Source organism: Mariniflexile sp., from assembly GCF_041583155.1.
Taxonomy (GTDB): domain Bacteria; phylum Bacteroidota; class Bacteroidia; order Flavobacteriales; family Flavobacteriaceae; genus Mariniflexile.
Genome location: NZ_JBFHGK010000040.1, coordinates 1 through 20,669 on the forward strand (window position 1 = coordinate 1; position 20,669 = coordinate 20,669).

Here is a 20,669-nt window from a genome sequence, read left to right on the forward strand (position 1 = left end):
ATCAATTACAATCAACGGATCTCAAAGAGAAAGCGTGGGCAAAAAAGCAACAAAAGCCTTACGTAATGCTGGTCAGGTTCCTTGCGTATTATACGGAGGAGATAAGCCAGTTCATTTCAGTGCAGAAGAATTAGCGTTCTCTCATCTTGTATACACACCTAATGCGCACACAGTTGTGATTGCTTTAGAAAATGGCGAAAAATACAACGCTATTCTACAAGATATTCAATTTCACCCAGTAACCGATAAAATTCTACACATCGATTTCTATCAGTTATTCGAAGACAAAGAAATTACTATGGAAATCCCAGTAGTATTTGTTGGAAACTCTCGTGGTGTTAAAAATGGTGGTGTTTTACGTAAAAACCGTCGTAGCTTACGTGTTAAAGCGTTACCAGCTAACTTGCCAGATTTTATTACTGCAGACATTACGCCTCTTAAAATTGGAAGCAAATTGTACATTACTACACTAGAAAACGATGCATACAAATTCATGCACCCAGACAATACAGTAGTATGTCTTGTAAGACGTTCTAGAGCTGCAATTACAGAAGATGACGATGAAGAAGAAGGAGCAGAAGGAGCAGAAGAAACAGCAGCTGAAGCAACTCAAGAATAAATAATATTCTATATTAAATATTAAAAGCATCCTGATTAATTCAGGATGCTTTTTTATTTTTACACCAATAAACATTTGGGCGTTACCACAAGGGTCGGGCTATTCGTTACAAGTCCTCGCTATCGCTGCGGGCTTTCCACTGCTATCCCTAACGCGCGCATCAGTAATCATAAATAAAGCCATGTGGCAATTTTTATCAAAACTGTTTAAAAAGAAACCTCAAACTGAAGAACAAAATCCAATGAAAAAATATTTAATTGTTGGGCTAGGAAATATTGGAACAGAATATGCCAACACCCGCCACAACATAGGATTCAAAATATTAGACCATTTTGCTAAACAAGAAAACCTGAGCTTTGAAACGCAAAAGCTTGGTGATGTTGCCACCTACAAATTAAAAGGAAGAACCTTTATCTTCCTTAAACCTAGTACCTACATGAATTTAAGCGGCAAAGCCATCGTGTATTGGTTAACAAAAGAAAATATTCCGTTAGAAAATTTACTAGTAATAACCGACGATTTAAACCTGCCTTTTGGAAGCATCCGCGTAAAAACAAAAGGGAGTGATGGTGGACATAACGGTTTAAAAGACACACAAGCAAAACTAAATACTACTAACTACAACCGCTTTAGGTTCGGTATAAGTGATGCCTTCAATAAAGGGCAGCAAGTAGACTATGTATTGGGAGAATGGACCGATGAAGAAAATGAAAAACTAAAGGAGCGCCTCGATAAATCTGTCGAGCTTATCAAATCCTTTGGGTTAGCGGGTACCAATATTACCATGAACACGTTTAATGGTAAATAATACTTGCAACCATCTGGCTATCGCAGACGGTTGCTAAATATTAAAACAAAAGGTGTTATTCTATAATAATTTTCTTCGATGATTTCCTAATACCATCGGTCGCAATTAATATATATATGCCCGATTGTACGTTGTTTAATTTTATTTCTTCATAAAAATCTCCTGCATTTTGGTACGACTTATTATAAATATGTCTGCCTCTTATGTCAAATACATCCATATTAATACTGCGTTCTAAAGAACCGTTTAGTTGCACGCTAAACGTGCCTTGGTTTGGGTTTGGGAATATTTTAAAATTCTCAAAACCAAATTCTTCAATGGCAAGTGTAGGAGATACATTGATGGAGTAGTCTTCAACCTCGCCATCAAATCCGTTATCACAGGCAGTTGGTAAACCATCATCTCTAAATTTTGTAGAAATTCGCATAATGGTACTACCTAAAACAGCGGTAGCTGGAACTGTTATAGAAAGTGGTGAATCTCCGGTTGTTCCGTTGCTAACATTTCTAATGTTTCCTAAATCGTATTCTTCACCCGAATCATCAAAACTACAGTTTTGGTTCCAATCAATCCAGACCTTAGTGGTTGTTGTGAAATCACCATCCGTATCAACTCTTACCGTTAAATCGTAAGTGCCCTCTCTATTAACATTGGTACTTATTGCTTTATAATTACTATATCCAGATGGTTTTCCGGTATTTAAATTATTAATGGTATTAAATGTTACTCCAGTGGTACTGGTTGAAAATTCAGTATTTCCTACAGATTCACAAACGCTATTGTTAAAAGATAAGTTTACCTCTTTGTTTTTTGTTTTTGAAGTGGAATTACCTGTTATAGTTATAGGGTAATCACCCAAAGGAATATCTGTTAAGTCACTTATAGTCATAGTAACACTTCCAGAAGTACTTAAATTAGTAGGGGAGAAAGTTACGGTAGAATTTCCAGGGTTACCTGATGCGCTGAATACTGTGTTTTCAGAAAAACCATTGGCGGTAACATATTCAAAATGAAAAGTTACTGAAGTGCCATTGCAAGCAATTGGATCCAACGTTTCTTCAACTATAAAAAAGTCTTGTTCTGTTGAAATTGAAAAATCAAAATCTGATACATCATAAAAAATATTATTGGCAGCTTCAATTAATATTCTAGCAGTTGTTGTATCGGGTATTGAAGGAACCGTAATGGTATGAATACCGTCATTAGGTGTGTTTGAAGCGATAATAGTAGGGAAGGTTGCTCCACCATCTGTTGATAGTTTAATATTTACATTTTGGCAATTAATAGTGCTATTTGTGGTTTGGCCTACTACCCAATTAATAGTAACGTTACTGCCTTGTGCCCAACTTACCGGATTTGAAACTGTAAATGGTGTTACCGCTTCTACCGTTATCATCATAGTATCAAAACTACTTTGCGCCCCACTTGGATTTGAAGGGTTTCTATCCCTTACAGTTAAGGCCCAATTTAAATTTCTTGCTACCGTTGAAACAGTTTCCCAATCGCTATCTATTGTTGGGTTGGTTTGAGTGGTTTTACCTGCTAATACACTCGTTAATTTGGGAATGTATCTGTTGGAATCACTGCTTGGTGGTAACGACCTATTTGTTGAGCCTGCTGTTAAATCGGGTCCGAAATTTAAATAGTTAACCAAGCCACTATCAATTTGTTCCCAGCAATAAGTTAAATTATCGGCACTGTCCGCATCGGTTGCCGATCCTTTTAAAACATAAGCAGTACCCGCTGGTATATAATAATTGGGGCCAGCATTTGCAACTGGTGAGTTATTAGTAATTGTTTCGGTGGTATAGCAACTTTTATTGGCCAAAGTATTTAATATTTGCCTGATGCTATGATAATGAAAATAAGCATCGCTATTTAAAGTAACGTTGTTAAGACCTTCAATTCCAGCATATGCCATAATGGTAGAGCCACCACCTGGTTCGGAGTTAACGCCACTACCTTCAGTGTTAAAGGCAAAGGTGTGGTTAGCTCCCATTTGATGCCCTATTTCATGAATAACAAAATCAATATCAAAAGTGTCGCCTTCTGGAATGCCATTAGAAGGTGATGTAAAAGCGCTTCCTTTATTGTGATCCGTAGTACTTGCTGTATCATTAGTACAAACACAGCCAATACATCCTGCAATGCCTCCGCCTCCAGTGGCTCCAAATAAATGACCAATATCGTATGCATCGTTTCCAATTACATTGGTCAAGTTGTTTTGGAGTTGAAGGCTCCAGCCGTTGGTGTTATTAAAATTATCTTCATTTGCACCTATATTAGCATTAGAATATGGGTCGGTTGCTGCATTTGTGTAAATTAGTTCTGTGGCGTCTATCAACTCGAAGGTAACAGCCATGTCGGTTTCAAATACTTCATTTACTCTAGAAAGCGTGGCATTAATGGCGGCCAAAGCATCGGCAACGGCATCTCCATTTAAATCGTTATTGTCATTATGATATGCTGTGTATTCCCCAGTTACGGAAATGGCGATTCTAAACTTTTTAAGTTCCTGGTTATTGGCGCCACCTTCGTTTAGGCTGGTTTTAGAGATGGTACTGTTTTTATTAAAAGCATCAGATGTATCTTCAAAGGTTTTACAATAGAAACTGTTCGATTTATTCGTTTTGGAAGTTCTTTTATATAAAACATACTCATTTGCACCTTTGGAAGTAGGCTGCATAAAAACGTCTGGTTTATCGGTGTAGGTTATCATGGTTTGCACACCTTGAGGTGATACACTCATACGTAATCTGGCACCAGGATTATCGGTACTAATACCAACATACGATTTTATATTTGGATATTTTTCAGCTAGTTCTGGAGAAAAAACCGACGCTTCATAGATTTTAAAAGTTTCAAATGATGATTCATCCGAAGGTATTGAAATGAGTGTCGATTTTTCTTTAGATTTAGAATTTCTAGAAATAGTAGATCGTAGCGTCGACTTAAAGGAAGCCATATCCAATTCAAAACTATGTGTTTTGTTTTTTTCCAAATTTAGTTTTGAAAGCGCTTTTGTATCTTTAACGCTTTCGTTTTTTCTCCAATAAGAATTTTGAGAAGTTACCGAAAAGACAATTAAAAACATTGCTATTGAAAAAACATAATGTAGTTTTGCTTTCATAAGTAGATAATATTGTTTTTCAAAGGTTATATTGTATCGTCTTTTTTAAAAACATCTATTTTTTTAAATGTAAATTAAAGGCGATTTTATAAAATATATTTGGGGCAATTTTATTAAACAGTTGTAACAAAATTAACTTTTTTTAATCAAATTGCCAATTAAACGCTTGTTATGAGCAAAATTAAAAACATAAGCGCCTATAAATCGTCGGAACCTACAATTGTTACCATTGGTACTTTTGATGGGGTGCATGTTGGACATCAAAAAATTGTTAATCGTCTTATTAATTTCGGGAAACAAGCCCAATTAAAATCGGTTATACTTACGTTTTTTCCACATCCGCGTATGGTATTGCAAAAAGACTCTGGTATTAAATTAATAAATACTATAAACGAGCGTGGTGCTATTTTAGATGCGCTTGGCTTAGATTACTTGCTCATAAAAAAATTTACTAAGGCATTTTCTCGACTTTCAGCTGAAGATTTTGTAAAAACCATACTTATTGAAAAGCTAAATGCCAAAAAAGTGATAATAGGTTATGATCATCGTTTTGGTAGAAATAGAAATGCTGATATAAACGACCTTAAAAAGTTTGGAGAATTATATGGGTTTGAAGTTGAAGAAATTTCGGCTCAAGATATTAATGATGTGGCAGTAAGTTCTACAAAAATTAGAAAAGCGTTGGAGGAAGGCGATATTACTAAAGCCAATGCTTTTTTGGGTTATCCTTTTATGCTTACAGGTAAAGTGGTTGAAGGAAAAGCTTTAGGTAGACAAATTGATTACCCCACTGCAAACATTTACATTGAAGAAAATTATAAATTAATACCAAAACATGGTTCTTATATTGTTAGTTCTATAATTAACAAAAAGATAGTTTACGGTATGATGAATATTGGCTGTAACCCAACGGTTGATGGAGACGATGTAACCATTGAAGTGCATTTTTTCAATTTCAATAAAAATATTTATAATAAAACCATTCAAATTGATTTATTGCACCGACTTCGCGACGAACAAAAATTTGATTCGGTTGAAGCCTTAAAGGCTCAGTTATTACAAGATAAAGAAGCGTCACTTCAATATATAAAATCACATTTTAATTAATTTGATTTTACTTTCAAAACACAACCAATTATAGTCCCAATTCATTAAATTTGCACCTTAAATTTTTCAAGACATGTTACAAGTCCCTTTTATTAGAGAAAACAAAGATTTAGTAATAACACGATTAGCAAAACGAAATATTGATGCTACTCAAATGATTAATGATGTTATCTCGTTTGATCAAGACCGTCGTCGTATTCAAACCGAGTTAGATAATACCTTGGCAGAATCCAATGCTATTTCCAAAGAAATAGGGAATTTATACAAGTCGGGCGAGGCACAAAAAGCAAATCTTTTAAAAGAGAAAACAAGTCAGTTAAAAGAAATTTCAAAGCAGTTAAGCGACGATTTAAATGCTAAAACCGAAGCTTTAAACCAATTACTTTATAAAATTCCTAACGTTCCAAATGAGATTGTTCCTGTTGGAAAATTAGATACTGATAATGTAGAAGTGTATAAAGAAGGTGATATTCCTGTTTTACACGAAGGCGCTTTACCGCACTGGGAATTAGCCAAAAAATACGACATCATCGATTTTGAATTAGGAAACAAAATTACGGGAGCAGGGTTTCCTGTTTATAAAGGAAAAGGAGCCAGATTACAACGTGCATTAATTGCCTATTTCTTAGATAAAAATACAGCAGCTGGTTATACGGAATACCAATTACCGCATTTAGTAAATGAAGCTTCAGGATTTGGAACGGGGCAATTGCCAGATAAAGAAGGACAAATGTACCACGTAACCGAAGATAATTTATACTTAATTCCAACGGCTGAAGTTCCTGGAACTAATATTTTTAGAGATGTGGTGTTGAATGAAAGTGAATTGCCCATTGGTATTACTGGTTACACACCATGTTTTCGACGTGAGGCAGGAAGTTACGGCGCACACGTTCGTGGATTAAACAGATTACACCAGTTTGATAAAGTGGAGATTTTAAGAGTAGAGCATCCAAGTAAATCTTACGAAGCTTTAGATGCTATGGTGGAACATGTAAAAACCATTTTACAAGAGTTAAAATTGCCTTATAGAATTTTGAGACTTTGCGGTGGCGATTTAGGGTTTACATCAGCTTTAACCTATGATTTTGAAGTGTTTTCTACAGCGCAAGACCGTTGGTTGGAAATTTCGTCGGTTTCAAACTTTGAAACGTTTCAGGCAAATCGATTAAAATTACGTTTTAAAAATAGCGATGGTAAAAATGAATTAGCACATACCTTAAATGGAAGCTCGTTAGCATTACCTCGTGTTTTAGCTGGTATTTTAGAAAATTATCAAACAAAAGACGGTATCGTAATTCCAGAAATACTACAGCCATATACTGGTTTTAAAATTATAGATTAAAGACCTTATTAAAAACTTAAAAAAAACACCTGTTTGCATTAATTTCAAATGGGTGTTTTTTTTATTTAAGAATTTCGGCTAAAGACCAAACGTTTGTTTTGAATTAATATTCTTACTTAAATCTTGTTATTTATTAAAAATAACCGACAAAATGTATTTTTAATACGTTTTTAAACGATTTTCTTCTAATTTTCTTTGTGAAACAGTAAATTTTTTAGAAGTTAGAGTATCCAAATCTATTAAACCTACTAACCATGAAAAATATTAAGCGCTTCGTCATTTTAATTGCACTTGTTTTTATTGCTAGTATAGTGTTCTTTTCAGATTTTCAAATTTCTAATTCTGAAAACAATACTGCTGTAATAGTAAGCAAATAAGGGATTTATTTCTGTTATAAGAAGACTGTCCCCAATCAGTGTTACATCGTTTTTTATATTAACGGTAGTTAATGGAACTTTTATTTTGGTTGGTTAGTGCCCGAATTTTTATTCGGGCATTTTTTTATAATTATATTAGTAGAAGCTACAAACCGTATTTGTTATCTTTACAACATGAAGCATCTGTAACAATATTTAGATTCATTACGGTAAAAGAATATGGATTCTCCATGTCTTAATAAAACAAGAAGTACAAGCACATGAAAATTCTTTTTATTTTATGTTTTTTAGTTAGTTCCTATATGGCAGCACAGGAGGATGCATTGGCGCGCGATTATTTTAAAAATGGTGATTTTGAAAAAGCCTTACATGAATATAAAAAGCTAAACGAAAGATCACCGTCCGATATTAATCATATTTTGCAAATAGTTAGTACGTATCAAGAATTAGAGCAGTACAACGAAGCAGAGTCATTTTTATTAAAGGCAATGCAGCGTATAAAGTATCCAGCATTTCTCGTGGAGTTAGGCTATAATTATCAACTAAAAAACGATATGGAGAATGCCAATTTGAACTATCAAAAAGCGTTGGCAAGTATCGATTCCAATCTAAGCTATGTATATTCTGTTGTTAGGAGTTTGGAAAGTCACGCACTATCAAATGAGGCTATAATAGCTTATGAAAAAGCCATGGCGCTTAGCACCAATTATAATTTTAGTTTACAACTGGCAAAATTATATGGGGAACAAGGAAATATAGAAAAAATGTTTACCCACTATTTGGATTTTGTTAAGGTTAGTCCCTTCAATTTAGGAATTATTAAATTAGCCATAGGAGATTTTATAAGTGAAGATGCTGAAAATGAAAGTAATATTATTTTTAGAAAAATTTTGCTTAGAAAGGCACAACAAGAACCAGACGTTTTATGGAACGATTTATTAAGTTGGTTGTTCGTTCAACAAAACGATTTTAAAAAAGCATTTGCCCAAGAAAAAGCTATTTTTAGTAGGCAGCCGGAAAGTTTATACAGAATTGAAGAATTGGCAGACATAGCAGCTAATAAAAACGAAATAGAAATTGCCAAGGAAATTTATACCTATATCACTACGACATCGCAAGATTTAGATTTATTACTGGAAGCACACTACAATATATTACAGTTAGAAACCAAGCAAAGCGCATCTAATAATCACAATATTATTGATGCTGCTTATCAAGAATTATTCAAGAAGTATGGTTTGTTTTCACAAACATTAAAGCTGCAAATAGCCTATGCCCATTTTTTAGCTTTCACTAAAAATGAAACAAAAAAGGCAACTGATTTTTTGGAGCAAACCTTAAAGCAAACTCTTAGCGATATGCAACAAGCAGAAGTTAAGATGGAATTGGGCGATATTTTAGTGCTACAGGAAAAATTTAATGAAGCGTTAATTTATTATACGCAAATTCAACGAAATTTAAAGAACAGCACTTTATCGCAAATGGCACGTTTTAAAGTTGCTAAAGCGAGTTATTATAAAGGCGATTTTAAGTGGGCAGAATCACAACTTAAAATTTTAAAGGCTTCAACCTCACAATTAATTGCCAATGATGCTTTAGATTTAAAGCTCCTAATTACCGATAATAAATATGAAGATTCCCTTCAAACGGCATTAAAACGATATGCCAAAGCAGATTTGTTAGCATTTCAAAATAAAAATGATGAAGCCATAACCTTGTTAGATACTATTTTGAACAAGCATAAAACGGAACCTATTATTCCGCAAGCGCTTTATAAACAAGCTCAGTTGTTTGAAGCCAAAGGTCAGTTTGAAAAGGCACGAGCCAATTATGAAGTCATGATTGAAAATTATAGGGAAGGTATTTTGGTTGACGATGCTTATTTTAAGTTAGCCGAACTTCATGAATATAAATTAAACCAGCCGGAGAAAGCAAAACCATTGTACGAAAAAATTATTTTTAATCACTCGGATAGTATTTATTTTGTGGAAGCTAGAAAAAGATATAGAGCCTTACGGGGTGATGCTATAAATTAGTTTTTAGTTGCAGCCGCAGTTTTCAGTATATTTGCAATCTAGCTTTACACTTTTTAGAAAGTAAACAAAACCTCTGTTAATCTCTGTGAAATAATAAGTTTTCAAAGAGCAACAAACAATCAAAAACAAATGATAATATACAACGTAACATCAAATATAGACGAAAGTATCCATGAGGAATGGTTAAAATGGATGAAAGAAGAGCATATTCCACAAGTTTTAGGAACTGGAAAGTTTGAAAAAGCCACCTTAGTAAAAGTGTTGGTAGAAGAAGATATGGGAGGCGTTACGTATTCGGTGCAATACAAAATCCCATCTCACGAAGCTTTAGATGCTTATTACAAAGAAGATGCACCAAAATTAAGAGGTGAAACTCTAAAAAAGTTTGCCGATAAAGTATTATCCTTTAGAACGGAACTTGAAATTATAGACGAATACTCGGTAACATTTAATTAGAATAAGACCGAAAACCAAAACCTTTGAAACCTTGTTTCTTAGCGCCCTTGCAAGAAAATGTTTTTATATTCGGGCATTTGTGGCAATACCCAACACCTAAAACCTAAAAATCCAATGACAGTTAAAGCAAAAAAGCACTTAGGACAACATTTTTTAAATGATGAAACTATTGCGCAAAAAATTGCCGATACGCTTACATTAAAAAATTACAAATCGGTTTTAGAAATTGGCCCAGGCATGGGAGTGCTTACCAAATATTTATTGCAAAAAGATATTACCACCTATGTTATTGAAATAGATACCGAATCTGTGGAATATTTGCAAGCAAACTACCTTAACCTGGCACCAAGAATTATTGAAAAAGATTTTTTAAAGTACGATTTAAATCAAGTGTTTAAAGGAGAATCATTTGCTATTATAGGCAATTTTCCCTATAATATCTCAACGCAAATTGTTTTTAAAACCTTAGAAATGCGCGATCAAATCCCTGAGTTTTCGGGGATGTTTCAAAAGGAAGTTGCCGAGCGGATTTGCTCTAAAGAAGGCAGTAAAGTGTATGGTATTTTATCAGTTTTAGCACAAGCTTATTACGATGCAGAATATCTATTTACGGTACCTCCTTCTGTGTTTAATCCACCTCCAAAAGTAGAATCTGGAGTGTTACGTTTAACTAGAAAAGCTAATTATGCCTTGCCATGTGATGATGCCCTTTTCTTTAAAGTCGTAAAAACGGCCTTTCAGCAACGCAGAAAAACCATTCGTAACAGTTTAAAAACATTCAATTTAAGCAATAATTTAAGAGAAGATAGTATATTTGACAAACGTCCGGAACAATTAAATGTGCAACAGTTTATAGAGCTTACACAATTAATAGAAAAAGACATATAAACATCGCATTTTGTCTGAAGAACTAGAAAACATACAATTTGAATTAACCGATGAATTAATCAGTCAGGTAGAAGGTCTTATTGAAGCTAAAAAAGACAAGGCGCTTCAAAAACTACTTAAAGATTTTCACTACGCTGATATTGCCGAAATTCTAGATGAATTAGATTTAGAGGAGGCCATATATATCATCAAACTTTTAGATTCCGAAACAACGGCGGATATCTTAATGGAGCTTGATGAAGACAATCGAGAAAAAGTTTTAAGAAACCTGTCTTCAAAGGAAATTGCCGATGAAATTGGGGAACTAGATACGGATGATGCTGCCGATATTATTTCGGAACTACCTGAAGATCGTAAACGCGAAGTCTTCTCTCATATTGAAGATTTAGAGCACAAAGCAGAAATTCAAGAACTACTAGCTTACCATGAAGATACTGCAGGTGGACTTATGGCTAAAGAGTTGGTTAAGGTTTACGAAACCTGGACTGTTGCCGGTTGTTTACGCCGTATACGTGGTCAGGCAAAAGAAGTAACTCGGGTGCACTCAATTTATGTAGTTGATAAAAAAAACAGACTCGTAGGTCGCTTGTCTTTAAAAGATTTAATTGTTGCTAAAAGTGATCAAAAAATCGCGGAAATATCCAATTCAAGCGTTGATTATGTGAATGTGCGCGACGAGGCGGAAGATGTGGTTAGAATAATGCAGAAGTACGATTTGGAGGCTATTCCTGTGGTAGATGATAATCAAATACTTTTAGGAAGAATTACCATTGATGACATTGTAGATGTTATGAAGGAAGAGGCTGAAAAAGATTATCAATTAGCTGCCGGTATTACCGCCGATGTAGAGGCCGATGATAGTATTTGGGAACTAACTAAAGCCCGTTTGCCTTGGCTTTTAATAGGTATGTTTGGAGGGATTGGTGCTGCAAGTATTATTGAAAAATTCACAGGTAACATGGGTGATTTTTTAATTCTTTTAAGTTTTGTACCGTTAATTCAGGCAACAGCAGGAAATGTTGGGGTACAATCTTCTGCTATTGTGGTGCAAGGTCTTGCTAATGATAGCATTGATGGGAATGTTATAAAACGCCTTTTTAAAGAGTTTTTACTTGGCTTAGTAAATGGGGTTGCCATAGCCTTAATCGCTATAATTATCAGTCATTTTTTATTTAAAACGCCTTATAATGTATCCATAACAATAGGTTTGGCGCTCATAGCAGTTATTATTATGGCTGCCATAATTGGTACCTTTGTGCCAATTTTTCTAGATAAACGCGGTATAGATCCTGCAGTAGCAACAGGTCCATTTATTACCACGAGCAATGATGTTTTTGGCATTTTAATTTACTTTTTAATAGCCAAATTCATATTAGGGTTTTAAGTGGTTTAAGGCTGCTTCAAAACGGTATTGCTTTTCAATTTGAATTGGAGTTATTATCAACTTCAGTTTTTAGGAAAATTAAATCCTAAGCGTAATCACTGTGCTACAAACCATCTAATTTTGTGATTTTTACACGAACTTTTGTAAAACTTTAACGAACTTGCGTTGTAATTAAAATACGAACCAATTATCTTCGTTATATTGTTTTGCGTTAGGGATAGTAGTGGAAATCCTTTTGCCTTAAAGCAAAAGATTGTAACGTATAGCCCGACCCTTAAGGGTAACGCTATAATTTAAATAAAATTAATGCCAGATCAAAAACAACTTAAATACGATAAAGCCTATTTAAGAATCGCGCAAGAATGGGGAAAACTTTCATATTGCAAACGCCGCCAAGTTGGGGCACTTATAGTAAAGGACCGTATGATTATTTCGGATGGGTATAATGGTACACCTTCTGGTTTTGAGAATTTTTGTGAAGATGATGAGGGTTATACTAAATGGTATGTGCTTCATGCTGAAGCGAATGCTATATTAAAAGTAGCATCGTCCACACAATCTTGTAAAGGAGCAACTCTTTATATTACTATGTCGCCGTGTAAAGAGTGTAGTAAGTTAATACATCAGGCAGGTATTGTAAAAGTGGTGTATCATCAGGCCTACAAAGATGACTCTGGTTTAAAATTCTTGGAGAAAGCAGGAATAGAACTTAAAAATATAACTGATTTAACAGCCTAATGCCTTATAGAAAAAAATATTTGCCTTTAATTTTAGGTGTTGCAGTAGCGGCAGGTATTTTAATTGGTGCTAAGTTAAATTTTAGCGATTCGTCTGACAAACTATTTTCTAAGAATAGTAAAAAGGATAAATTAAACCGACTTATAGATTATATTGACTACGATTATGTGGATGATATTAATACCGATAGTATTGTAGATGTTACTGTAAATGGTATTTTAGAAAATTTGGATCCACATTCGGTTTACATTCCAAAATCGGAAATGCAAAACGTAGCCGAAAACATGAAAGGCGATTTTGTGGGTATTGGAGTTAGTTTTTATCCGTATAAAGATTCCATTGCGGTTATTAGAGCTATAGAAGATGGGCCAAGCGACAGAGCCGGTATTCGGGGAGGAGATAGGATTCTTATGGCCGATGGCGATACTCTTTTTGGCAATAAGTTTAAAGACGGGGATTTGGTGAAAAAGCTAAAAGGCCCTTTAAACAGCAAAGTAAATTTAAAAATTTTCAGAAAAGGCGAGCCGAAGCTATTAAATATTACGGTGAAGCGCTCTAACATTCCTATAAAAAGTGTAGATGCTTCTTATATGCTTACCAAGAAACTCGGTTATATAAAAGTAAATCGGTTTGCTGAATCTACTTACAAAGAATTTAAGAAAGGTTTGGATAAACTTTTAGGTGAAGGTGCTAAGGAATTAGTATTGGATTTACGCGATAACCCAGGTGGATTTTTAGGTATTGCAGAGGAAATTGTTGACGAGTTTTTAGAAGATGATAAACTTATTTTATTCACCAAAAATAAACGTGGTGCTATTGAAAAAAGCTTTGCCACAAGTAAAGGTGATTTTGAAAAAGGAAAAATTTACGTTTTAATAAACGAAAATTCAGCTTCGGCAAGTGAAATTGTTGCAGGGGCCTTACAAGATAATGATAGAGGTACCATTGTTGGGCGTAGGTCTTATGGTAAAGGATTGGTACAACGTGAAATGGATTTAGGTGATGGTAGTGCGGTACGTTTAACGGTGTCTCGATATTATACACCTACAGGACGTTCCATTCAGCGCCCGTACAAAAATGGTCATAAAGACTATTACGATGAGTATTTCGAGCGATTAGATAGTGGTGAGTTATTAGATCCAGAGAAGATACAAGTGGCGGATTCTCTTAAATATAAAACGCCAAAGGGTAAAATAGTTTATGGAGGTGGTGGCATCATTCCAGATGTGTTTGTGCCGATAGACAGCGGTATGTTTAATGAAACACTTACCTTTTTACAACGTCGTGGGTTTATAGGCTATTTTGTGTTTGAAACTTTAGAGAAGGATAGAAAGTTATACAACGGTATAACCAGAAAGGATTTTATTGATTCTTTTGAAGTGTCTGAAAAAATGGTTTATGAATTTCAAGACTACTTAAACTTGCGTACAGAATCTAAAATTACATTTGTAGCTTACCATCAAGAAATAAAACAATACTTAAAAGCTACTTTAGCCGATCAGCTTTTTGGTAATGGTGCTTTTGAAGAGGTATTCAATCATCATGATATCATGATTGAAGAAGTTATTGAGTTGAGTAATGGAAAAAAATAGTTTTATTTAAACTTAAAAACTTAAAAATTCACAAGAGAAATTATAACAGTTTATCGTGTACCTTCACATGGTTTCCGTTATTCCAAAGTGTTAAGATGTCGGTCGCAACTTGTGCACCACTACCTGCACAAATAGCAAATTGACTCCTCCAACCAGCTAAAGATCCAGCAACATATAGGTTTTCGTCAACTAAATGATCAACATTTTTTAACCAAATACGGTCTTTTTCAATAGCCGCTCTTGGGTGTGGTTCAATATATGTTTCTAAACCTTTAATAGTCATTAAGTTGGTGTAGCCCACGGCAACTACAACTATCTTTGATTTATAAGTTTGTTTATTCGTTTTTATAAGGAATAGGTTTTCTGTTTTTATACATTCTAAAACCTTTTCATTTTCAATCTGTTCAACGTTGGGGTAAAGGGTTTTTAATTGTGTTTTCCCATTTGTTAATATGGATTTGCCAGTGGTGCCAGGTGCTAACCCAAGTACATTATTAAATAAGGCTGTTTGTAAATGCGACGTTTTTTGGTGCGCAATAATACCAACTTGCTTGTTAGCAGCAAAAGGCTTTTGGTTTGCAGAGCCCAAAACTAAAGCGCATTGTAATCCTGCTGCACCCCCACCTATTATAAGTGCATCGAATAGCATTAGTCGCGACCTTTTACTTTGTCTTCAATACGCTTAGAAATTCTTAAGATAAGCATCAAAGCGATGGCACAAAGCGCCGATAAAATTGTTATTAAAGCAATAATGCTATCGTCCTTAAATGGCGCGCTAAAATTTACTTTTGTTAAGTTAAAAGCTATTAGAATAACAGCAAGAATACTTATTATAACGGTTAAAAATTTCATTAGTTTAAATTTATAATTTTTAAAATGCAAAAGCTATTCACTAAGCATTATTTTTTTTAGTAAGAAGCTTTTTAGAGTGCTTGTTTCTTCACTATATAAGTTAAACAAGTTCAAATAGTGCTTTAATGTTGTGCGCAAATAATTTTACAGCAATCGCTAATAACACAACGCCAAAAACTTTTCGAACAATACTAATACCATTTTGGCCTAAAAATCGTTCGATGGTTTTAGATGTTTTTAGAACTATAAATATAACAATTACGTTTAGTATAATTGCAACTATAATATTTTCAGTTTTAAATTCGGCACGTAAGGATAAAAGTGTGGTTAAACTTCCTGGTCCTGCTATAAGTGGAAAAGCTAATGGAAATACCGAAGCAGTGTCCGAAGTATATTCCTCATGCTTGTAAAGTGTAATACCTAAAATCATTTCTAAAGCAATAAAAAATAAAATAAATGAACCTGCTACAGCAAATGAGTTAACATCAATACCAATAAGATTTAAAATACTGGTTCCTAAAAACAAAAAGGCGATCATGATGACACCTGAAATAATAGCGGCTTTTCTGCTATTAATGTTGCCAACCTTTTTTCGTAAATCGATAATAATGGGGATGTTACCCACAATATCCACTACCGCAAATAACACCATAAAGGCAGTAAAAATTTCTTTAAAATTAAGATGCATTTATAAGTTTTTTAATAATTGTTGCAAAAGTAGGCATTGTAGTTAATATCTATGGCAGCTAAAAGCTAAAGTTTAGTTATTTTTGCCAATTACACACAATAGAGATATGTTTCAAATAGGTAAAACAATTGTTTCCGAGGAGATTATAGAAAAAGATTTTTTATGCAACCTTTCTGCTTGTAAAGGTGCGTGTTGCATTGATGGTGATGCGGGTGCGCCATTAGATGCTGAAGAAGCTGAAATTTTGAAGTCTATTTACCCAAAGGTTAAACCCTTTTTACGTAAGGAAGGGATTAAAGCTATAGAAGAGCAAGGGGTTTTTATAACAACAGAAGAGGGTTTTCTTGAAACGCCGTTAATTAATGGAGCCGATTGTGCTTATGTTATTTTTGACAAGAAAAAAGTAGCGCTTTGTGCTATTGAGGAAGCCTATAATCAAGGAGAAATTTCTTGGAAAAAACCAGTTTCGTGCCATTTATACCCAATTAGAATACAAGAATACAGTGAGTTCTCTGCAGTCAATTATAATAAATGGGACATCTGCGATGATGCTTGTGCGTTAGGGAAAGAGCTTCAAGTTCCGGTATATAAATTTGTAAAAGAAGCGTTAATTAGGAAGTTCGGTGCCGATTGGTATACCGAGTTGGAAAAGGTTGCTAACAAGTTGTAGTAACTGAAAAAAACTGACCAAAACACCTTTAAAATAAGGGTTTTAAAAGTAAAAAACTATATTTTTTCTGTTAACTTTTCAATTTTAAAAAAATGTTAAATTATTGTAAATCATAATTTTAACATTATTAATTTGTAAACTTCTCATACTAAGTTGTTTTTGTAATTGTTAAAAACTTTTTGACAATGTTTATAACTATGCCTTTCATTTTTGACATCATTTTTCAATCTTTGTTGTTCCCAAAATTGGAAAATTTTTTCGTCTAACTTTAATTTAAAACACAAACAACAATGTCTCAGGCTATCGAACCTATTTTACAAGAAAACAAAGATCGTTTTGTTATTTTTCCTATACAACATCATGATATTTGGGAATGGTATAAAAAGTCGGAGGCAAGTTTTTGGACCGCAGAAGAAATTGATTTACATCAGGATCTTTCAGACTGGAAAGATAAATTAAATGACGATGAGCGCTATTTTATAAAACACATATTAGCGTTTTTCGCGGCTAGTGATGGAATTGTAAATGAAAATTTAGCTGAGAACTTTGTTAACGAAGTTCAGTATAGTGAAGCGAAATTCTTCTATGGATTTCAAATTATGATGGAGAATATTCATAGTGAAACCTATTCGCTTTTAATAGATACTTACGTTAAAGACGAAAAAGAGAAGGATTTATTATTCAATGCTATTGAAAATTTCCCTGCAATTAAGAAAAAAGCAGATTGGGCATTAAAATGGATTGAGTCTCCAAGTTTTGCCGAACGTTTAATTGCGTTTGCAGCAGTGGAAGGTATTTTCTTTTCTGGGGCTTTTTGTTCTATATTTTGGTTGAAAAAACGAGGATTAATGCCAGGTTTAACATTTTCGAACGAGTTAATTTCTCGAGACGAAGGTGTGCATGCTGATTTTGCTGTGCATTTACATAATAAACACCTAATTAATAAGGTGCCTAAATCTAGAATCAGAGAAATTCTTGTTGATGCTTTAAATATTGAGCGTGAGTTTATTACCGAATCATTGCCGGCTAGTTTAATTGGAATGAACGCTAAGTTAATGTCGCAATACCTGGAGTTTGTAACCGATAGGTTATTAACGGAATTAGATTGTGAAAAAGAATATAATACTGCCAATCCATTCGATTTTATGGATATGATTTCGCTTCAAGGAAAAACTAATTTCTTTGAGAAGCGTGTGTCTGAATACCAAAAAGCTGGTGTTCTTAATAAGGAAGAAGAAAAGGATAAATTTTCCTTTGATGCCGATTTCTAAATAGGAATTGCATCATTATTAAAATACTAATCCTATAGTTCTGAAATAAATGTTTTTCATGGGTGTTTGCTGATGGTTTTCAGTGATATACGTGGATAATTCAATTAAATATAACCAACTAAACCAACTAAGTATTAAACTAATTATTAATTAGATTAATATTTGGAATAATCAACTAACCGTTTTTCTGAAGGTGTGTCAGAAAAATTAAAAATCGTGTAAAAATTATGTATGTAGTAAAAAGAGACGGCAGAAGAGAACAAGTCATGTTCGATAAAATCACCGCAAGGGTACGAAAATTGTGTTACGGACTTAATGAATTAGTAGATCCATTAAAAGTAACCATGCGTGTAATTGAAGGTTTATACGACGGTGTAACGACTAGCGAGCTTGATAATTTAGCTGCTGAAATTGCTGCAACCATGACTACAGCGCACCCTGATTACGCCCGTTTAGCTGCGCGTATTTCGGTTTCTAATTTGCATAAAAACACTAAAAAGACATTTAGTGATGTTATGCATGATTTGTATACGTATGTAAATCCTAGAACAGGTAAAGAAGCACCACTTTTAGCTGATGATGTTTATGATGTTATCATTAAAAATAAAGAGCGTTTAGACTCTACCATCATATATAATCGCGATTTTGGCTATGATTATTTTGGGTTCAAAACCTTAGAGCGTTCTTATCTGTTAAAAATTAACGGAGCAATAGCCGAGCGTCCGCAACACATGTTAATGCGTGTAGCTGTGGGTATCCATTTAAACGATTTAGATGCGGTTATCGAGACTTATGAGTTAATGTCTAAAAAGTATTTTACACACGCAACACCAACACTATTCAACGCAGGAACACCAAAACCGCAAATGTCGTCTTGTTTCTTATTAACAATGAAGGACGATAGTATTGATGGTATTTACGATACCTTAAAACAAACGGCTAAAATTTCGCAATCTGCGGGAGGAATTGGTTTAGCTATACATAATGTTCGTGCTACAGGGAGTTATATTGCAGGTACAAACGGAACAAGTAACGGTATTGTACCAATGCTAAAAGTATTTAATGATACAGCCCGTTATGTAGATCAGGGTGGCGGAAAACGTAAAGGAAGTTTTGCTATTTATATTGAAACATGGCATGCCGACATTATGGATTTCTTAGATTTGAAAAAGAATCATGGTAAAGAAGAAATGCGTGCTCGCGATTTATTTTATGCCATGTGGATTTCCGATTTATTTATGAAACGTGTTGAAGAAAATGGCCCTTGGACCTTAATGTGCCCAAATGAATGCCCAGGGTTAGATGAGGTTCATAGCGAGGCTTTTGAAGCATTATATTTAAAATATGAAGCCGAAGGAAAAGGTAGGAAAACCATTAAAGCACGCGAACTTTGGGAGAAAATATTAGAATCTCAAATTGAAACCGGTACACCTTACATGTTGTATAAAGATGCGGCAAACCGTAAATCGAACCAACAAAATTTAGGAACCATTCGTTCTTCAAATTTATGTACTGAAATTATGGAGTACACATCACCAGATGAGGTGGCGGTGTGTAATTTAGCATCAATTGCGTTGCCAATGTTTGTTAAAAATGGTGAATTTGACCATAAAGAACTATTTCGCATTACAAAACGCGTTACTAAAAATTTAAATAAAGTAATTGATAGAAATTATTATCCAGTAATTGAAGCTGAAAACTCAAATATGCGTCACCGTCCAATTGGTCTTGGAGTGCAAGGATTGGCAGATACGTTTATTCAATTACGTATGCCTTTCACCAGTGATGAAGCTAAAAAATTAAATCAAGATATTTTTGAAACTCTATATTTTGCTGCAGTAACGGCAAGTATGGAAGAAGCTAAAGTAGATGGTCCTTACCAAACTTATGAAGGGTCTCCTATAAGTAAAGGTGATTTTCAGCATAATCTTTGGGGGTTAAAGGATGAAGAATTAAGCGGCCTTTGGGAATGGGATAAATTACGTAAACAAGTGCTAAAATACGGTGTTCGTAATTCGCTTTTAGTGGCGCCTATGCCAACAGCTTCAACATCTCAAATTTTAGGGAATAACGAATGTTTTGAACCTTATACATCTAATATTTATACGCGTCGCGTATTGTCGGGTGAGTTTATTGTAGTAAATAAACATTTGTTAGAAGATTTAGTGGAGCTTGGTTTATGGAACGATAGCCTAAAACAAGAAATAATGAGAGCAAACGGTTCGGTACAAGGAATTGATATAATCCCTCAAAATATTAAAGACTTGTACAAAACTGTTTGGGAATTAAGCATGAAAGATATAATTGATATGTCTCGCCAACGCGGATACTTTATCGATCAGTCACAATCGCTTAACTTGTTTATGGAAGGTGCAACCATGGCAAAATTAACATCTATGCACTTTTACGCTTGGAAAAGTGGTCTAAAAACAGGTATGTATTATTTACGTACTAAGAGTGCCGTTGATGCTATTAAGTTCACTTTACAATCTACAAAAAAGGAAGAGCCAGTTGCTAAAGAAGCTGCGGTAAACCAAGAAGTTACGCAAGAGCAAAGAAAACACCTTGCAGAAGCTAATGCCGCTAAATTTGCAAAACAACCACAAACTGTTGAAGTTGAGCCTATGAGTGCCGAGGAAATGAAAGCCTTAATAGCACAAGCAAAGGAAGCTGAAGGTGATGATTGCCTAATGTGTGGATCTTAATAC

19 protein-coding genes are annotated in these 20,669 nt (G+C 34.3%); 15 read left to right on the plus strand and 4 right to left on the minus strand.

Annotated features, from left to right (window positions below; genetic code table 11):
- Together ABYI63_RS13530 and pth are read left to right on the plus strand one after the other, a co-directional pair.
- A partial coding sequence (locus tag ABYI63_RS13530) for a 50S ribosomal protein L25/general stress protein Ctc (protein WP_372756968.1) occupies positions 1-619 on the plus strand: 619 nt, incomplete at its 5' end.
- Positions 620-800: 181 nt separating this feature from the next.
- Positions 801-1,427: an aminoacyl-tRNA hydrolase gene (pth, locus tag ABYI63_RS13535; RefSeq protein WP_372756969.1), complete on the plus strand. Its 627-nt coding sequence runs from the start codon at positions 801-803 to the stop codon at positions 1,425-1,427.
- 55 nt (positions 1,428-1,482) lie between these two features.
- Here the strand turns inward: pth and ABYI63_RS13540 are convergent, their stop codons facing one another.
- On the minus strand, positions 1,483-4,557 hold the full coding sequence (locus tag ABYI63_RS13540) for a reprolysin-like metallopeptidase (protein ID WP_372756970.1): 3,075 nt from the start codon (positions 4,555-4,557) through the stop codon (positions 1,483-1,485).
- A 171-nt stretch (positions 4,558-4,728) separates the two neighbouring features.
- Here ABYI63_RS13540 and ABYI63_RS13545 point away from each other — a divergent pair, with 171 nt between their 5' ends.
- From ABYI63_RS13545 to ABYI63_RS13590, 10 genes are all read left to right on the plus strand, one after another.
- Positions 4,729-5,664, plus strand: a complete 936-nt coding sequence (locus ABYI63_RS13545; RefSeq protein ID WP_372756971.1) for a bifunctional riboflavin kinase/FAD synthetase — start codon at positions 4,729-4,731, stop codon at positions 5,662-5,664.
- A 73-nt stretch (positions 5,665-5,737) separates the two neighbouring features.
- Positions 5,738-7,009 (plus strand): serine--tRNA ligase, encoded by a 1,272-nt coding sequence (serS, locus tag ABYI63_RS13550; RefSeq protein WP_372756973.1) that lies wholly within the window; start codon positions 5,738-5,740, stop codon positions 7,007-7,009.
- Between the two features lie 254 nt (positions 7,010-7,263).
- Positions 7,264-7,386: a hypothetical protein gene (locus ABYI63_RS13555; protein ID WP_372756974.1), complete on the plus strand. Its 123-nt coding sequence runs from the start codon at positions 7,264-7,266 to the stop codon at positions 7,384-7,386.
- Positions 7,387-7,457: 71 nt separating this feature from the next.
- Positions 7,458-7,625: a hypothetical protein gene (locus tag ABYI63_RS13560; protein ID WP_372756976.1), complete on the plus strand. Its 168-nt coding sequence runs from the start codon at positions 7,458-7,460 to the stop codon at positions 7,623-7,625.
- Positions 7,626-7,646: 21 nt separating this feature from the next.
- Complete coding sequence (locus ABYI63_RS13565; protein ID WP_372756978.1) at positions 7,647-9,422, plus strand: tetratricopeptide repeat protein; 1,776 nt, start codon at positions 7,647-7,649, stop codon at positions 9,420-9,422.
- 129 nt (positions 9,423-9,551) lie between these two features.
- The gene (locus ABYI63_RS13570) at positions 9,552-9,878 is read left to right on the plus strand and encodes a DUF4286 family protein (protein WP_372756980.1); all 327 of its coding nucleotides are present in this window, start codon (positions 9,552-9,554) and stop codon (positions 9,876-9,878) included.
- Positions 9,879-9,992: 114 nt separating this feature from the next.
- Positions 9,993-10,766, plus strand: a complete 774-nt coding sequence (rsmA, locus tag ABYI63_RS13575) for a 16S rRNA (adenine(1518)-N(6)/adenine(1519)-N(6))-dimethyltransferase RsmA (RefSeq protein ID WP_372756982.1) — start codon at positions 9,993-9,995, stop codon at positions 10,764-10,766.
- A gap of 10 nt (positions 10,767-10,776) precedes the next feature.
- On the plus strand, positions 10,777-12,150 hold the full coding sequence (gene mgtE, locus ABYI63_RS13580; RefSeq protein WP_372756984.1) for a magnesium transporter: 1,374 nt from the start codon (positions 10,777-10,779) through the stop codon (positions 12,148-12,150).
- 306 nt (positions 12,151-12,456) lie between these two features.
- Positions 12,457-12,888, plus strand: coding sequence for a cytidine/deoxycytidylate deaminase family protein (locus tag ABYI63_RS13585; RefSeq protein WP_372756985.1), 432 nt, complete (start codon positions 12,457-12,459; stop codon positions 12,886-12,888).
- Positions 12,888-14,480, plus strand: a complete 1,593-nt coding sequence (locus tag ABYI63_RS13590) for a S41 family peptidase (protein ID WP_372756987.1) — start codon at positions 12,888-12,890, stop codon at positions 14,478-14,480. The genes ABYI63_RS13585 and ABYI63_RS13590 overlap by 1 nt, the downstream gene beginning before the upstream one ends.
- A 40-nt stretch (positions 14,481-14,520) precedes the next feature.
- Here the strand turns inward: ABYI63_RS13590 and ABYI63_RS13595 are convergent, their stop codons facing one another.
- From ABYI63_RS13595 to ABYI63_RS13605, 3 genes are all read right to left on the minus strand, one after another.
- Positions 14,521-15,129 (minus strand): FAD-dependent oxidoreductase, encoded by a 609-nt coding sequence (locus ABYI63_RS13595; RefSeq protein ID WP_372756989.1) that lies wholly within the window; start codon positions 15,127-15,129, stop codon positions 14,521-14,523.
- Entirely contained in the window at positions 15,129-15,332 is a 204-nt protein-coding gene (locus ABYI63_RS13600; protein WP_372756990.1) for a hypothetical protein, read from the minus strand. Before ABYI63_RS13600 ends, ABYI63_RS13595 begins: the two co-directional genes overlap by 1 nt.
- Before the next feature lie 100 nt (positions 15,333-15,432).
- Positions 15,433-16,020 carry a MarC family protein gene (locus ABYI63_RS13605; RefSeq protein ID WP_372756992.1) on the minus strand — a complete coding sequence of 196 codons (588 nt, stop codon included), beginning with the start codon at positions 16,018-16,020 and terminating at the stop codon, positions 15,433-15,435.
- A gap of 106 nt (positions 16,021-16,126) precedes the next feature.
- Between ABYI63_RS13605 and ABYI63_RS13610 the strand changes: the two genes are divergently transcribed.
- The 3 genes from ABYI63_RS13610 (at position 16,127) to ABYI63_RS13620 (ending at position 20,666) form a co-directional block, all read left to right on the plus strand.
- On the plus strand, positions 16,127-16,690 hold the full coding sequence (locus ABYI63_RS13610) for a DUF3109 family protein (protein ID WP_372757018.1): 564 nt from the start codon (positions 16,127-16,129) through the stop codon (positions 16,688-16,690).
- Between the two features lie 290 nt (positions 16,691-16,980).
- Positions 16,981-17,961 carry a ribonucleotide-diphosphate reductase subunit beta gene (locus ABYI63_RS13615; protein WP_372756994.1) on the plus strand — a complete coding sequence of 327 codons (981 nt, stop codon included), beginning with the start codon at positions 16,981-16,983 and terminating at the stop codon, positions 17,959-17,961.
- Between the two features lie 227 nt (positions 17,962-18,188).
- Positions 18,189-20,666 carry a ribonucleoside-diphosphate reductase subunit alpha gene (locus tag ABYI63_RS13620; protein WP_372756996.1) on the plus strand — a complete coding sequence of 826 codons (2,478 nt, stop codon included), beginning with the start codon at positions 18,189-18,191 and terminating at the stop codon, positions 20,664-20,666.
- Positions 20,667-20,669 lie beyond the last annotated feature (3 nt).